The organism is Ureibacillus manganicus DSM 26584 (assembly GCF_000772945.1).
GTDB lineage: Bacteria > Bacillota > Bacilli > Bacillales_A > Planococcaceae > Ureibacillus > Ureibacillus manganicus.
In genome coordinates this window covers 155,892-170,386 of sequence record NZ_JPVN01000001.1, presented here as the reverse complement: position 1 = coordinate 170,386, position 14,495 = coordinate 155,892, and the positions used below count along the sequence as shown (strand labels likewise).

Annotated in this window: 17 protein-coding genes; 12 read left to right on the top strand and 5 right to left on the bottom strand. The window is 33.9% G+C overall.

Annotated elements, in window-relative coordinates; genetic code table 11:
- The first annotated feature begins 1 nt into the window (after nucleotide 1).
- The 3 genes from CD29_RS00830 to CD29_RS00820 all read left to right on the top strand — a co-directional run bounded on the left by CD29_RS00830 (nucleotide 2) and on the right by CD29_RS00820 (nucleotide 2,120).
- On the top strand, nucleotides 2–343 hold the full coding sequence (locus tag CD29_RS00830) for a cytochrome C oxidase subunit IV family protein (protein WP_036181841.1): 342 nt from the start codon (nucleotides 2–4) through the stop codon (nucleotides 341–343).
- Nucleotides 344–689: 346 nt separating this feature from the next.
- A complete protein-coding gene (gene ctaG / locus CD29_RS00825; RefSeq protein ID WP_036181839.1) occupies nucleotides 690–1,619 on the top strand; it encodes a cytochrome c oxidase assembly factor CtaG in 930 nt (309 codons plus the stop codon).
- Nucleotides 1,620–1,655: 36 nt separating this feature from the next.
- Entirely contained in the window at nucleotides 1,656–2,120 is a 465-nt protein-coding gene (locus CD29_RS00820) for a DUF420 domain-containing protein (protein WP_036181837.1), read from the top strand.
- Nucleotides 2,121–2,472: 352 nt separating this feature from the next.
- Here CD29_RS00820 and CD29_RS00815 read toward each other — a convergent pair whose 3' ends face one another.
- Nucleotides 2,473–2,841, bottom strand: coding sequence for a YugN family protein (locus CD29_RS00815; RefSeq protein ID WP_036181835.1), 369 nt, complete (start codon nucleotides 2,839–2,841; stop codon nucleotides 2,473–2,475).
- Between the two features lie 273 nt (nucleotides 2,842–3,114).
- Here CD29_RS00815 and CD29_RS00810 point away from each other — a divergent pair, with 273 nt between their 5' ends.
- Nucleotides 3,115–4,587, top strand: coding sequence for a UDP-N-acetylmuramoyl-L-alanyl-D-glutamate--2,6-diaminopimelate ligase (locus tag CD29_RS00810; protein WP_036181832.1), 1,473 nt, complete (start codon nucleotides 3,115–3,117; stop codon nucleotides 4,585–4,587).
- Nucleotides 4,588–4,691: 104 nt separating this feature from the next.
- Nucleotides 4,692–5,138: a YlbF family regulator gene (locus CD29_RS00805; RefSeq protein ID WP_036181829.1), complete on the top strand. Its 447-nt coding sequence runs from the start codon at nucleotides 4,692–4,694 to the stop codon at nucleotides 5,136–5,138.
- A 65-nt stretch (nucleotides 5,139–5,203) separates the two neighbouring features.
- Here CD29_RS00805 and CD29_RS00800 read toward each other — a convergent pair whose 3' ends face one another.
- The gene (locus CD29_RS00800) at nucleotides 5,204–6,136 is read right to left on the bottom strand and encodes a glycerophosphodiester phosphodiesterase (protein WP_036181825.1); all 933 of its coding nucleotides are present in this window, start codon (nucleotides 6,134–6,136) and stop codon (nucleotides 5,204–5,206) included.
- Nucleotides 6,137–6,333: 197 nt separating this feature from the next.
- On the opposite strand from CD29_RS00800, the gene CD29_RS00795 reads away from it, so the two are divergent.
- The gene (locus tag CD29_RS00795) at nucleotides 6,334–6,606 is read left to right on the top strand and encodes a YlbG family protein (RefSeq protein WP_036181822.1); all 273 of its coding nucleotides are present in this window, start codon (nucleotides 6,334–6,336) and stop codon (nucleotides 6,604–6,606) included.
- A gap of 30 nt (nucleotides 6,607–6,636) precedes the next feature.
- Here CD29_RS00795 and CD29_RS00790 read toward each other — a convergent pair whose 3' ends face one another.
- Nucleotides 6,637–7,026, bottom strand: coding sequence for a DUF7147 family protein (locus CD29_RS00790; protein WP_036181820.1), 390 nt, complete (start codon nucleotides 7,024–7,026; stop codon nucleotides 6,637–6,639).
- A 54-nt stretch (nucleotides 7,027–7,080) separates the two neighbouring features.
- On the opposite strand from CD29_RS00790, the gene CD29_RS00785 reads away from it, so the two are divergent.
- Genes CD29_RS00785 through coaD form a run of 3 tightly spaced genes read left to right on the top strand, consistent with a single transcriptional unit; the run spans nucleotide 7,081 to nucleotide 9,586 of the window.
- Nucleotides 7,081–8,502 carry a hypothetical protein gene (locus CD29_RS00785; protein ID WP_036181819.1) on the top strand — a complete coding sequence of 474 codons (1,422 nt, stop codon included), beginning with the start codon at nucleotides 7,081–7,083 and terminating at the stop codon, nucleotides 8,500–8,502.
- Nucleotides 8,503–8,520: 18 nt separating this feature from the next.
- Nucleotides 8,521–9,069 carry a 16S rRNA (guanine(966)-N(2))-methyltransferase RsmD gene (rsmD, locus tag CD29_RS00780; protein WP_036181817.1) on the top strand — a complete coding sequence of 183 codons (549 nt, stop codon included), beginning with the start codon at nucleotides 8,521–8,523 and terminating at the stop codon, nucleotides 9,067–9,069.
- A gap of 28 nt (nucleotides 9,070–9,097) precedes the next feature.
- Nucleotides 9,098–9,586, top strand: coding sequence for a pantetheine-phosphate adenylyltransferase (gene coaD, locus CD29_RS00775; protein ID WP_036181816.1), 489 nt, complete (start codon nucleotides 9,098–9,100; stop codon nucleotides 9,584–9,586).
- 60 nt (nucleotides 9,587–9,646) lie between these two features.
- On the opposite strand, the gene CD29_RS00770 is transcribed toward coaD, so the two are convergent.
- Nucleotides 9,647–10,450 (bottom strand): hypothetical protein, encoded by an 804-nt coding sequence (locus CD29_RS00770; RefSeq protein ID WP_140422880.1) that lies wholly within the window; start codon nucleotides 10,448–10,450, stop codon nucleotides 9,647–9,649.
- 433 nt (nucleotides 10,451–10,883) lie between these two features.
- Here CD29_RS00770 and CD29_RS00765 point away from each other — a divergent pair, with 433 nt between their 5' ends.
- Nucleotides 10,884–11,927 carry a SepM family pheromone-processing serine protease gene (locus CD29_RS00765; RefSeq protein WP_235801751.1) on the top strand — a complete coding sequence of 348 codons (1,044 nt, stop codon included), beginning with the start codon at nucleotides 10,884–10,886 and terminating at the stop codon, nucleotides 11,925–11,927.
- A gap of 4 nt (nucleotides 11,928–11,931) precedes the next feature.
- On the opposite strand, the gene CD29_RS00760 is transcribed toward CD29_RS00765, so the two are convergent.
- On the bottom strand, nucleotides 11,932–13,140 hold the full coding sequence (locus tag CD29_RS00760; protein ID WP_036181813.1) for a nucleotidyltransferase: 1,209 nt from the start codon (nucleotides 13,138–13,140) through the stop codon (nucleotides 11,932–11,934).
- 131 nt (nucleotides 13,141–13,271) lie between these two features.
- On the opposite strand from CD29_RS00760, the gene CD29_RS00755 reads away from it, so the two are divergent.
- Nucleotides 13,272–13,805: a YceD family protein gene (locus tag CD29_RS00755; protein WP_036181812.1), complete on the top strand. Its 534-nt coding sequence runs from the start codon at nucleotides 13,272–13,274 to the stop codon at nucleotides 13,803–13,805.
- Nucleotides 13,806–13,828: 23 nt separating this feature from the next.
- Complete coding sequence (rpmF, locus tag CD29_RS00750) at nucleotides 13,829–14,002, top strand: 50S ribosomal protein L32 (RefSeq protein WP_036171914.1); 174 nt, start codon at nucleotides 13,829–13,831, stop codon at nucleotides 14,000–14,002.
- Nucleotides 14,003–14,495: the final 493 nt, after the last annotated feature.

The window sequence follows — 14,495 nt, the reverse complement described above, 5'->3', positions numbered from 1 at the left end:
TATGGGACACGATACACATGTTCAAGAGAAATCTGTTGCACAATACGAATTTAACCGTAAAAAAAATGCGGTTGAAATGCGTAAACAAGTTGTAAACTTTGCGATCATGATTTTGTTTACCTTTATTGCATTCGCAGTAGTGGTAGCAGACTTTTCGCCATACTTCATTAAGCCAGTAATTCTTTTACTAGCAGGTGTACAAGTTGCACTACAATTATATGCATTTATGCATATGGGTGAGAAAAAAGCACCATTTATTGGTGTAATTAACACATTTGTATGGTTAGGTGCGGTAATTGCATTTACATTCTTCCTATGTTTCTTAACAATCATTTGGTGGTAAGAACGGGATATTAAATAGGTGTAGATAGGTTGTTTTGCAACTTATCTACACCTATTTTTTTGGAGAAGCAAGATATAATTGTCATAGTTCGTTCATTGATGTTAAGATGTAAGCGTTCTATAATAATGATATTATAGAAATATAAATTCGATGGCTTATTTTTATGTACGCCCAGATTCTTTTGTGCGAAATCAAAAATTCATCATTTAAAATCTGCTGTATCCAACTAAAGTTTTAAAATCGAACGATCAAAAACTATATCTGCAAAAGAAAAATTATTTAGCATTTTGATAATCACATTTGATTTCAATGTTTTATGCTAAATCTAGTTAAAGGAGAGCTTAAAATGCCGTTAAGTATATTTGGTTGGCAAGCGTTGTGGAGTCCATATTTAATAGGAGTCATTGTATTTTTAACGGTTGTTTACTTCTTGATAACAGTAAAATGGAGAAATGACTTTAAGGTAAATGAACCTCTTAAAAAAAGTGAAGCGATCTTTTTCTTATTAGCAATGGTAACTCTTTATATTATTAAGGGTTCACCAATTGATTTACTATCACACATTTTATTTACAATGCATATGGTGCAAATGGCGTTTCTCCTCCTACTTCTCCCGATTTTATTGATAAAAGGGATTCCATGGTGGGTATGGAGAGTTGTTGTGAATGCGCCAGTAGTTCGTACTATATTCAAAATATTTACTCAGCCGGTGGTTGCTGCATTTGGATTTGCTTTTATGTTTTCACTTTATCATCTACCAGCTATTTTCGATACGATAAAGTTGGATGAAACTTTCCATGGTATTTTTACATTTATCCTATTTTTATCAGGCTTTTTCATGAGCTGGCCATTAATGAACCCAGTAAAAGATATGCCGAAGATGAAAAGCTTATATAAAATTGCTTATATAATTTCAAATGCTGTTTTAATTACTCCAGCTTGTGCCTTAATTATATTTGCAGGACAACCATTATTTGCTACATATTATGATGGAGAAGCTTGGTTAAAAGCAATGGAATTATGTGTTCCTTTAGGTACTTTATCAGGATTAAGTTTGTCGGGTCCAGAATTGTTTTTCCCAGGAAATATGACAACACTAGGCGATCAACAAACTGGTGGAGTATTAATGAAAATTATACAAGAAATTATATTTGGGATTATTCTTTGGAAAGTGTTCAGACAATGGTGGAAAGATGAACATAGCACTACTGAAGAAGAAATAAATGAAAAAGCTTTAAAGGATTTCCAAGCGTTAAAGCAAAGTCAACAACATTAAAAAGAGATAGAAACCGATGTTAGGAGAATGTTTTGAATGTCACTATTTTATTTACTTCCAACTATTAGTACTACATTTATTGTTCTAAGTGCTGTGTTAGTTGCAATCGGATGGGTATTAATTGCCAAAAGAAATATTGAGGCTCATAAAAAAGTTATGACTGCTGCAGGTATTTCAGCTTTAATTTTCTTCTTAATTTATGCTTCAAGAACCGTATTTATTGGCAACACGGCATTTGGTGGACCTGAAGACTTAAAAGGTTATTACACATTCTTTTTAATCTTCCATATTATATTAGCTACATCAGGGGCTGTATTTGGAATTGTTAGTTTAGTTACAGGGTTTAAAAATAAACTTAAAGTTCATAAAAGATTAGGTCCAATTACTAGTGTTATTTGGTTCTTCGTCGCAATTACTGGTGTTATGGTTTATTTACTTCTTTATATTCTATTTGAACCAGGTGAAACAACATCAGTTATTAAAGCAATATTCGGGTTTTAAACAAAAACAGGCTGGGACATAAGTGAAAAGGTACAATCCATCATTCAATTTGGATTGTACCTTTTTGATATAACAATGTTCGTTTCCGATGCATGCTTCGCTTTCCGCAGGGAAGCCATGAGCCTCCGGGAGCTAAAGCTCTCCGGGGTCTCATGACTGCTTCTACGTCCTGCAGGAGTCTTCGCATGCCTCTCCAACGAACCACTTTCTAATATAGCGTTAGCAGATTTTTATTATACGTAATACTGACTTTTGGTTAAAAGCTAATCTTTTGTCCCAGACTATTTTAAAAATAAAAAAAATGAAGAATTGATCAAATTATCAGATTCTCCATTTTCTTATATAGTTAGAATTACGCTTCAATTCCATGAGCGGCGAATTGTTTTTTAATGTTCGCTAAAATACCTTCACATTCTTTTACTAAATGAGTTGGGAAAACTTCTTCTTTTTCATCATATTCTACTCCATGTGGATAGTAGTATTTACCAAGTGCAGGTTTTAAAAGTTTTAAGATTGCTGTATTGTTTCCAACGTCACCTGAAACAGTAGTTGCGAACACGCGTAAATAGAAACGACCTTCTTTTAAGTCGAAGCGTTTGTCAAATGCCATACGATCCCAATCCCATCCGCCGTGACATTCTAAGCCATTTTTTTTCATAACACTAACAAGTAGTTCTTGTTCAGAAGTTATATTTTCAAGAGTTTTGTTTTCAAAATACATTATATATTTCCTCCTTTAGCAAATCGTACATAGTATACGCTCATTATTAATAATAGATTAAAATATTAATCCTGGCAATGACAACATTGTGTCAAGAAATAAGTAAATTAGATAAATATTACAAATTACTAGATTGAAAACTTATATAGCTTACTATGTCCAATTGAATGTTTTTTTTGTAAAAAAACATTGGCTTAATTCATTCCTATTCTTCAAATATTTGTGTCATGTTTTTGGCTTAGGCATACTATATGGAAAAGAAGGAGTGACACATTGCAACTAGCAGAGCTTTTAAAAGACTGGCCGTGTACAGTAAAAGGTGGATCCATTCGAATAGAAGTTCTTGGTATAGAAGATTATGCACAAAAAGTAAAAGAAGGGGATTTGTTCGTTGTCCGAAAGGGGACGAATGATGACGGATTCAAATATATTGAAATAGCTATACAAAATGGTGCAATTGGTGTTGTCATTGAAGACGAAAAACTATTAGATAAATTAAGCCTACCAGTTCCTATCATTTGGGTCCCAAATAGTTTGAAATTTTTGTCTTACAGTGCGGCTAAACTAAACCGATTTCCTGCAGAGGCATTACAGGTTATTGCCATTACAGGTACAAATGGTAAAACAACAGTTAGTCATTTCATTGGTCAAATTTTAAATACGCTACATAAAAAAGTAATGGTTATCGGAACAAACGGAGTATTTATCAATGGAAAAGAAATTGATTTAGACTATGAACATTTAACTACACTTCAGCCAAAGCATCTTCACAAAATTTTCCAACATGGGGTTTCAAAAGGTGTTCAGTATGCGGTATTAGAAGCTTCATCGATGGGACTGTCAAAACATAGATTGGACGATTGTTCAATAAATATAGGCGTATTTTTAAATTTAGCAGAAGATCATATCGAAGACCATGGATCCTATGAAAAATACAAAGCCGCCAAACAAATTTTAGCTACACTTTCGGAACGACTTGTTTTGAATGGTGATGATTCATTTTGTCGAACTGTAGGTTTACAGGCAAAGAAACCTAAAGTCTATTTTGGATTAGGAAATCGTGTTGATTATCAATTGCAGTTACTTGCAGATGGAAGTAATTCCTCTACATGTTGTTTACAAAGTAAAAAAGGACAAAAAGTGTTTACTTTACCATTTGTCGGTGACCATCACCTACAAAATTCGATTGCTGCAATAACAACTGTTAGTGAGCTTGGTTTTGATATTGAAGAAGTATGTCAAGCTGCAGAAAGCTTAAGCTTGCCAAAAGGAAGACTACAATACATTAGTAATAATTTAAATTTAGATATATATATTGACTATGCCCATACAGAAGCAGCTTTAAGAGCAGTACTCCAAACATTAAAGAAAACGGTGAAGGGACAATTGATTGTCGTCTTTAGCTGTGGTGGTGACAGAGATAAAGCTAAACGTATTAAAATGGGTGCAGTCGCTTCAAAGTATGCAGATATGATTTACTTAACAACTGATAATCCTCGAAGTGAAGATCCAGAAGTAATCAATTCTCAAATTGCTGCTGGTTTTTTATCAACTCAAAAATACGAAACGATATTAAATCGCGGAGATGCTATTACTAAAGCAATTCTGTCAGCTAAAGAAGGCGATACGATATTGATTGCAGGAAAAGGACATGAAAATACACAAACGATTGGTAAGACCCAAATCCATTTTTCTGATATAGAATGTGTTCAATCTGTACTTGAAACGAAACTAAATATGGGGTAAAATTTCCTCCATTCAACTAACGGACTAAAGGATACGTTGGTAAGTTTTCTAACTACCACGTAGTCTAATAATCTGCTATCATATAGTTGAATGGAGGATGAAAGATGTTAATAACTTCTGAATGGGTAACTGTACTTGATGAAACAGACAAATTAAGTTCCATGATACTTTCCTCTGAACAAGCTCAAAAACTACGTGAAGCGTATCAAAATGTATATAGCGACCAATTACTTGTACAAAAAATTACTACTTTTACAAAGATGAAAGAGCAATATGAAGATGTACAAAGATTTGGCAAATACCATCCTGATTACAATATTATTATGAAAGAAATTCGTAAAATTAAACGCGAATTAGATTTCGATGAACGTGTAGCGAATTTAAAGCTTGCTGAAAACGATTATCAAGATTTGTTAGACGAGATTAGTCTAATAATAGGGAAATCGGTTTCAGAATCTGTTAAAGTGCCTGTAAGCAATCCGTTTTTTGCAACAAGTTCATCTTGTGGTAGCGGTTGCGGTACTGGCGGAGGTTGTTCTTGCTCAGCTTAATTATATAAATAAAAGTCTCCATTAGAATAAATCTAGGGAGACTTTGTTTTTTATAAAATTTAAGTTTATTGTTCACTATCTGAATTACTCTTGTCATGTAGTTTTTGTACTAATGGAACTGCAAGATCAGGACGGTCAGTAACAATTCCTTTTGCGCCACGTTTTATAAGACGCTCCATCATATCTGGTTCATTAATTGTCCAATAATGTACTGGAATATTTAAATTACCCAAATAGGCAATGAATTTTGGCATGTCAAGTGAAATGACCCCGTGTTTTGGTGGAATTTGAAATACGTCAACCTTTGGATGATAGAAATGGCCAAACTGACTAGTGAATGCTGCAAATGCTTTTCGAATGTCAGTTTCACCAGCACCTAAAGCGACCCGATTTTGAGCATATAGATTGAAACGGTCTATTTGTTCACTATAAAAGCTTGTTACAACTACTCGATTCTGAGCTTGTAATTCTTCGATTAATCTCCATAATTTTGACGGCATTAAACTTCCTTCATAAGTGTCTGGAGAATCTTTAATATCTATGTTGATGTATATGTCAGGAAACTCTACTAGTAATTCTCTTAATGTTAAAACAGATAACTTTTCTTCTTTATAAGGAGCATTGCCCTCTAAATCTATAAAATGAAAGCCATGGTTTAATTGACTCAATTCTTGTAAAGTGTAATCTTTCACAAATCCTGTACCGTCTGTTGTACGATCGACCGTGTCATCGTGGAAAACTATAATTTCTTCATCTTTCGTTAAACGGATATCCACTTCAAAACCATCAACGCCTAATTCAACTGCTTTCTCGAATGCAGGTTTCGTATGTTCTGGAGCTAAATGGGATCCTCCTCTATGCGCAAGTACAATTGGACGATCGAATTGTAAAACATCTTTTCTTTCACGCTTCTGTGGTTTTAACACAGCCTTACTTCCTGCCCATGCAGCTGCACTAGCTGCTGCGATCGCAAGTGCTAATTTTGTCTTTTTTCCCATATAAGCCCTCCTCAGGTTAGAATTAAATTTCGTCTTTTTCACCAGTTTATCATTTTCCAATTTCCACATTTTATAATATATTAAATATAATCTTTTATGATGATTATAACGGAAAATCTATCACCCTGTCAGCTAAACTCTGTTGGTATAAGAAATAACAATATGGTATGCTTTATTTAAGAAATGAGGGAATTGAAATGAAGGAAAGACAAGGCCTGGTCGTATATGTTAATCAACTAAAACATGCAAAAACTTTAAGGAAATATGGAAATGTCCACTATATTTCCCGCAAGTTAAAATATGTTGTACTCTATTGTAATCGAGATGAAATCGAAATGGCAATAAATAAAATACAACGTCTTCCTTTTGTGAAAGACGTTGCTCCGTCATATCGTCCATTTTTGAAGACTGAATTTGAAAATGCAAAACCAGATAAAGCGAAGGAATATGATTATAAAATTGGATTGTAAATTTAATCACACCAATAGCGCAGTCTTTTTCTATTGCATTGGTGGAATTAAATGATTCAATCTTAATATTCCTATTAAATGATTGTAAAATAATGCGGTTTCTGAATAATATGATGAATGTTTGACATCCATTTGGATGGCTTTTTTTCCTATTCGTTCTAATGCTTGTTCAAATAACTCAATTCGTTTTGAAGGTTTTTCAGGATTATAAGGTATACCTTCCCGACAAATATATATTGGCATAAATTTACTTTCACCAACAGGTTTAAAGGCTACAGCTGGTGAAGCTACTTTTTTTTCGCCGTTATTTGAAATAATGATAATTGCATTATGAATTCTTTTTTCATTTGTTTGGATTAATTCGCAAAGTTCGTAAACATCTCCATAACCTTGTCCTAATTCTATAAATTGTTGAATCATTTTTACACATCCTTTCCAGTACCCATAGTACCATGAAGGAGGAGGTTTGAGCACATGAAATATGCAGTTAGCTTTTTTATAGTTTTGTTATTCATTGTTAGTGGGTTGTTATTTTTCCAATATCAAGTATATTCGGACAAGCTAGAGGCAGGTCAGGGTGAATTTACATACACGCAAGAAATTGAAATAGATTATCGTAACGAAAGTCTGGATATTAGACAGCATTTTAAAAATCTTCCAAAACAAAAAATTGCAATTAGATGGCCAAATCATGCAACAAATCCAGATTGTTTTTTAGAAAGTGAACAAACTTGTGAAAGATTAAGTGAAGATAAAACGAAGTTTGAAATTGGCGATTCAAGATCACAGTCACTATCTTACGTGATTCCCTTAGATGGAGCGTTACAACCGAAACAATTATTGAAAGATTTATTTGTTTCTTTAGAAAATGGCAATGTTACCTATTCTACAATACATATATCAACAGATAGCGCAATTACTGGACAATGGATTACTGGTTTGCCTTTAATAGGTCAGCAATCTCTTTCATTAGTAAATTATTCAATGTTTAGTGGAGAGGGTAATGTTAAAGAAATTTACTACCAATCGGACAATCTTCAATTGCAAAAATCGACAGATGTAATATCGATATATTCAAAAGAAGCACTGGGTGACCAGTTTAACCAGTCATTACAAGATATTCAATTTTTAAATGACGAACATGTTGCTATTGTCCATGGAGAAAACTTGACTTCGCAACAAGGCGAAAGAATTATATTTTTAAAAGATTTAACCATTGAAGCTCTAAATCAAAGTGTTTTATTATCTCAAATAGATTCGTTATACGATTTTACAGATAATCCATCTTGGGTTAAAGAAGTAGTAGCTGCATTTTTGACTGGTTCTGTAACTGGTGATGGCAAATCTTCAAAAGTTGTTAATGGATTAATTGAAAAAATGTCTGATAAACAATTAGAAAAATGGATTCAAAGTTTAAAAGAAATAGAGAGCGCAAAAATTAGCACGAAGTTATTAGACGAAAAACTTTCCGAAGTATTTGGTCAGCATACAAATTTCTTCTCTCTAAATGAAACTGTAGAAGATGTTTATCCACTATTATTCTCTGATGAGCGTCAACTTATGGTTGATAATTACAATGCAGAAGATGTTAGGCTTGTTTATCAAAATGGATTACTTTACTACTCATCAGATGAAATTTTAACGATGTTAGGCTATAAAGTATCGGATGGAGAAAATGGTTATTATGTGAATAATGAACTTAGACAATTCCGTTTTCCAAATGATCATAATTTCTATGTCTTTAATCAAAGACGATACGATACAATATCAGATCCTATTATAAATCTTGAAGGAAAGAGATATATTGAAGAATCTTGGCTTCAACGATTATTTTTAGTTGAAATAGAAAAAACTAATAATGAAATTATTGTTTCACCTATTACAACACTACAATAACGAAAAGTGGTGAAAGATATGCGAGTTGTTGCTGGTGAAAGAAAAGGAATGCCTTTAAAAGCAGTTACAGGAACTACAACTAGACCAACTACCGATAAAGTAAAAGAATCCATCTTCAATATTATTGGGCCCTATTTTGATGGTGGAACAGCATTAGATTTGTTTGCTGGAAGTGGAGGTTTAGGCATCGAAACATTAAGTAGAGGTGCTTCTCATGCTATCTTTGTTGAAAAAGATGGCAAAGCTTTTCAGCTATTACAAGAAAATATTAAAAAATGTCGTTATGAGGAACAGACAGAATTGTTTCGCACGGATGCCACTAGAGCTGTAAAAGGATTATGTAAACGTGATATCCAAATTGACTATTTGTTTGTTGATCCTCCCTATAGTAAAGTCATGTACTACGATTTAATAGAAACATTAGTCGAACACAATAAATTAACTAAAGATGCAATTATTGTATGTGAACACGCAACAGATGTCGAGTTACCTAATTCCTATGGAACTTATACATTAAAGAGAAAAGAAACCTATGGAAGCTCGATTATTTCAATCTATTCTAATTAGCAAATTATTGGGGAAGAGGGAGAATTTATTGTCTGAGAAAGTTGCAGTCGTACCAGGTAGTTTCGATCCTATTACTAATGGACATCTAGATATTATTAAACGTGCAGCAGATGTATTTGATGTTGTTTATGTTGCAGTATTAAATAATTCATCAAAAAGTCCTTTATTTACTCTAGAAGAAAGAATGGCTCTAATTGAAGAAGTAACAAAAACGATGCCAAATGTACGTATTGATTCTTCTTCTGGGTTGTTAATTGAGTATGCAAGATCAAAAAAAGCAATTGCAATTGTAAGGGGACTTCGAGCAGTATCAGATTTTGAATATGAAATGCAAATTACATCGATGAACCGTTATTTAGATGAATCCATCGAAACATTTTTTATAATGACGAAAAACCAATACTCATTCCTAAGTTCTAGTATCGTGAAAGAAGTAGCTAAATACGGTGGTAAAGTTGAGGGGTTAGTACCACCTCACGTTGAGTTGGCATTAGTAGAAAAATTTAATTTAAAATAAAAAAAAGAAATCGACGAAGATATTTAGACTTTCGCCGATTTCTTTTCTCTTTGTCAATTTTTATAATAAAAATAAAACATAATATAATGCAGGAATTAATAATGTTAACAGGAATCGAAGTGCAACGTAAGGTCTTAATGAAATCCTTTCCGTTTTTGCGAGAACTGCGACTTGCATATGAATGCTAAGACTTTGTGACGTTAAAAATGCCGCAAGAAGTAAATATAGTATCGTAGATTCGCTTGTGAAAAGCTGTGAAGCAATTTGAAGACCGTTCGTCATCTCAAGAGATGCTGCGGTTAAAAGTATTAAGCTATTATGTATAGTAGGTATAAATGTCGAAATCGTATGCATGACAACGGTATAGATTGTCGTAAAAAATACTAATGTTGATCCGACGACTAAGACTGTTGGTACACTATCTTTTATACTACTGATAAATGGATTTTGTGGTTTTGGTATTTTTTCAGATGTAACCATAGTAAAGTCGAAATGTTCTTTTTTTGAACTTCGATAGAAAAAAAACAATATAATTAATGATACAACATGGTATAAAATTAAAAAGCGCCAACTAAACATGGTATCATTTAATAGGTCATACCCTACGAACCCAATGACGAATAAGGGGCTTGGACTATGACAAATACTTAAAAGGCCGTTTGCTTCTTTAGCGGATATTTGTTTGCTTTTTTTTAAAAAGGCAATTGTTGCTGCACCTGTAGGAAATCCACCTAAAGCACTGATGCCATAAGTTTTTAAATATAATTGTAATCTTGAAGATGTATGCCTGCGATTCGGCGTTAAACGAATAAACCATTGTGTTAGTATTAAGTATGGTAGAAGGTAAGGAAACAAAGCTTCCATAAATAAATTTACACCTAAATCAGTACCTTCATGTGCCACACCAGGAAATAATAATAGTAAAATAATTAGGGTAATACAAATAAATAAATATACTAGAGGAATATACACCAACTCTTTTCATATTTTGTCCAAATCAAAAACACCAAAGCGTATTAGAATACCTGATTGTTTATTGCTTAGCCTGTACATAACAATAGTGATAATAGTCTGGTTAGGTAAGGTTCGTATATCTTCAGCTAAACTCATATATTTAAAAAACAACAGATTTCTGCCAGGTGGTTTTTCTTCATTCAACTACTTAAAAAATGTATGGAGTTTGTCCCGAAATTAGTGTGGGGACTTGAACTGAATGAAGTTAAAAGGAATGATAAACTAATATATGCATTAGCTAAATTTTTTAGTCTTGCATCGGAACTAGGAGGTGCTTTGGAATTTGAAAAAGATTATTAGTTCTATAATAATTTTTGTTATCGTGTTAATCTTATGCTTTTATCGATTAGAGTATTATGTTATGAAACCAGGAAGCGCCTATGATGTAAGTAGATTTGTTACTGTGCAAGATGGAGATATTGATGATCAGGGAACCTTTCACTTAATGACGGTAGCGATGTTCCAAGCGACACCACTTACATATGCTCTTGCTTATTTCAACGAATATCAAGATATTATGAAAATAAATGATGTTAGACACGAAGAAGAAGATGAGAATGAGTACAATGTTCGTCAATTAAAGCTTATGACTGATTCACAATTTAATGCCCTATTTATTGCATTTCAAAGAGCACAGCTACCTTTTACGGTGACCTACAATGGGATTACTGTATTGAATGTCCTATCGGGGGGTGCTGCTGATGGGGAAATTGAACCAGGAGATGAGATTGTAGAAATAGATGGTCAATTTATTCATAAAGCTGAGGAATTAACAGAATTACTAAAAGCTAAGAAAGAAAATGAACAAGTTCATTTAGTGCTCAATCGAGATGGTGAATTAATAGATCGAACACTAACATTAAAAGAAATTCCCAAAAGCGATCCAAAACGAATTGGGATTGGCATTACCTATTCACAAAGTAAATCCATTAAAACAGAACCCTTTGTAAATGTTGATGCACAGGAGATTGGTGGGCCATCAGCAGGTCTCATGTTCACTTTAGAAGTACTAAACCAGTTGTTAGACGAAGATTTAACAAAAGGGCACTTAGTCGCAGGAACAGGGGAAATGAATGAAGATGGTACGGTAGGACGAATTGGTGGCGTTGAGAAAAAAGTAGTTGCAGCTCACGAAGATGGCATTGAAATTTTCTTCGCTCCAGATGATGAGATTACTGATTCCATGAGAGAACTTAACCCAGATATTAAATCAAATTATGAAGCTGCAGTCATCACCGCAGAAAAAATAGGTACGACTATGAAAATCGTACCTGTAAAAACAATTGATGATGCACTAAAATTTTTAGAAGATCTTCCTGAAAAATAAGTTGTTAAATTCGGATAGGCGGAGTTTGAAAATCTCCGTCTATTTTTTTGTTTGAAAATAATTGAATTCCTTGCGCGTAAATCTCGGTTGTACGTAGATCAATTTGTAGTAATTCATCTTTTGTTTGAGCAACACGACTAATAAGTGGTAAGTCAAACTCTTTTTTCTTTTCCCCTAGATATTGTTGTCCTATTCCTGTCATCCCTAATAAACGAATATAAGTGGGCGAATCGAATTTGTGTAATTGTTCTTTTGTGACTCCAGTAAAAATATGAGTTAACATACGCTGAAGTCTTGTCCATGTGTAGCGTTTCGATTTAATATGATTCATAAATTCTGTAAATGAGTTACTAACTTTTGCATATTTCACTAGAGCAAACTCAATACCTTCTGAAACATCTGCAAATTGGGTTAAATCTTTCGGCAAGTACCTGGAAATCGTATAACGCAGAAGTGGCCAAAAAGCTTCCCAATGGACAAATTGACGATGTGATTTTTCCCATTGTATTAATTGTTCAAAAGAAGTATTTGGTACATAGTCGTTGATCCTTTTTAATTCACCATCTTCAAATAAGGCTTTTCTTATACCTGTTGCACTTGCAATAGTGGAATCCAAGCTAATGTCATCATGGAAACCTGCTTGTATTCTTTGAATAGTGACAGGTTTTATAGAGCTATTTATTTTATGAACCGCTTCAATATAATGATAGCCTAAAATATTATTTGGTTGTGATAAATCAATGTATAATTGAGGTCTTTTTTGTTTAAGTTGTTCATATGCTTCAAATAAACTTTTTGGATAGCTATTGCCTTTTGTAACAAAATATTTAATAAGTTCTTCATATTCCGTTCGATAGTCGTGAAGTAGAGAGTAAGTATTGTTAAAAGGTTCGATATTTCCATCTTCGCTACCAAAAGCAAATGTTTCACATTTCATGGCAGTTAGTAGTTGAATTGCACCTTTTGCAAACTGTTCAGCTTTACTTGTAGCAAATGCATATGGTAATTCAATGACGATATCAACTCCTGATAGAAGCGCCATTCTTGCCCGGTGCCATTTGTCTACAAGAGCTGGTTCTCCTCTTTGAAGAAAATGTCCGCTCATTACTGCAACAACAACATCTGCATCTGTTTTCTTTTTAGATTGTTTGATATGATAGTGATGACCGTTGTGAAAAGGGTTATATTCTACGACTACGCCGACTGCTTTCATAAGTATTTGCACTCCTAGCTTTTGGATTATCCAAATTATAGTATAGGTTTTATAGTGGTGACAAGAAAATAACTTGACATCTATATTTTCACATTATATAATCAACATTGTTGTCTCGAGGTGATGAATGAATGAAATGGTCTATTCATGAATTATCAAAGTATCGCCAAAAAGGGATGCCTATTGATACAAACGTACAGTTAGAGGAAGTAAAAAAGCGAAACAGTGAGATTCGCCATATTTCACCTGTACATGTAAAAGGGCACTGTACATTCGGTGCATCGCAAATGACTTGTCAGTTTACCATGACTGCAACATTAACATTACCCTGTTCTAGAACGTGGGAGGATGTTGAATTTCCTATAAACGTTGATACGGTTGAAGTCTTTAGTTGGATTGACCCGGAACTCCGAGGAAGTGACGATGAAGATATCCATTATGTTGATGGAGAAGTTATCGATTTAAAACCAGTTTTAGAGGAGTTAGTTCTTCTCGAAATACCTATGCAAGTGTTTAAAGAAGGTTCTGAAGGACAAGTGCACGGTGGTAAAAACTGGAGTTATTCAACAGATGAAGATGTTGCTCGTCAAAAGGAAAGTGACGAACCAAAAGTAGATCCGAGACTAGCTGATTTAGCTAAGTATTTTGATCAAACAGATGAATAACTATCTGTAAGGAGGTGCCAATAATGGCTGTACCATTTAGAAGAACTTCTAAAACTGCTAAAAGAAAGCGTCGTACGCATTTCAAATTATCTGTACCTGGTATGGTAGCTTGCCCAAACTGTGGTGAAGCAACTTTATCTCACCACGTTTGCAAATCTTGCGGACATTACAAAGGTAAAGAAGTAGTTAGCAAATAATCGAGCTTGTACGAAAAAGCTCTAAAAACAAAAAGGCTAATAGAGAGGCCATGGCTCTCTATTAGCCTTTTTTTCTATTTATAAGAGTAGTTTTGAAACACTTGATGTTCAAAACCTGGGAGTTATAAGACATCTCAAAGAAGAAACGAGCCTGAGTTGTCACGAAAAGTAAGTTTACGTGACAGTAAAGGGAAGAAACGAGCCTGAGTTGTCACGAAAAGCAAGTTTACGTGACAGTAAAGGGAAGAAACGAGCCTGAGTTGTCACGAAAAGCAAGTTTACGTGACAGTAAAGGGGAGAAACGAGCCTGAGTTGTCACGAAAAGCAAGTTTACGCGACAGTAAAGGGAAGATCCGAGCCTGAAATGTCTAGTAAAACAAGTTTACGTGACAATAGGGTGAAGAAATCACCCTGAGTTGTCACAAAAGCAGATCTTACGTGACGCTAAAACGGATAAATCATCCTAAGATATCCCGAAACAAGCATGTAACCA

Coding starts and splice junctions, on each gene's coding strand:
- CD29_RS00830 (WP_036181841.1), top strand. CDS start 2: ATGGGACACGATACACATGTTCAAGAGAAATCTGTTGCACAATACGAA.
- ctaG (WP_036181839.1), top strand. CDS start 690: ATGCCGTTAAGTATATTTGGTTGGCAAGCGTTGTGGAGTCCATATTTA.
- CD29_RS00820 (WP_036181837.1), top strand. CDS start 1,656: ATGTCACTATTTTATTTACTTCCAACTATTAGTACTACATTTATTGTT.
- CD29_RS00815 (WP_036181835.1), bottom strand. CDS start 2,841: ATGTATTTTGAAAACAAAACTCTTGAAAATATAACTTCTGAACAAGAA.
- CD29_RS00805 (WP_036181829.1), top strand. CDS start 4,692: ATGTTAATAACTTCTGAATGGGTAACTGTACTTGATGAAACAGACAAA.
- CD29_RS00800 (WP_036181825.1), bottom strand. CDS start 6,136: ATGGGAAAAAAGACAAAATTAGCACTTGCGATCGCAGCAGCTAGTGCA.
- CD29_RS00795 (WP_036181822.1), top strand. CDS start 6,334: ATGAAGGAAAGACAAGGCCTGGTCGTATATGTTAATCAACTAAAACAT.
- CD29_RS00790 (WP_036181820.1), bottom strand. CDS start 7,026: ATGATTCAACAATTTATAGAATTAGGACAAGGTTATGGAGATGTTTAC.
- CD29_RS00785 (WP_036181819.1), top strand. CDS start 7,081: ATGAAATATGCAGTTAGCTTTTTTATAGTTTTGTTATTCATTGTTAGT.
- rsmD (WP_036181817.1), top strand. CDS start 8,521: ATGCGAGTTGTTGCTGGTGAAAGAAAAGGAATGCCTTTAAAAGCAGTT.
- CD29_RS00770 (WP_140422880.1), bottom strand. CDS start 10,450: ATGGAAGCTTTGTTTCCTTACCTTCTACCATACTTAATACTAACACAA.
- CD29_RS00760 (WP_036181813.1), bottom strand. CDS start 13,140: ATGAAAGCAGTCGGCGTAGTCGTAGAATATAACCCTTTTCACAACGGT.
- CD29_RS00755 (WP_036181812.1), top strand. CDS start 13,272: ATGAAATGGTCTATTCATGAATTATCAAAGTATCGCCAAAAAGGGATG.
- rpmF (WP_036171914.1), top strand. CDS start 13,829: ATGGCTGTACCATTTAGAAGAACTTCTAAAACTGCTAAAAGAAAGCGT.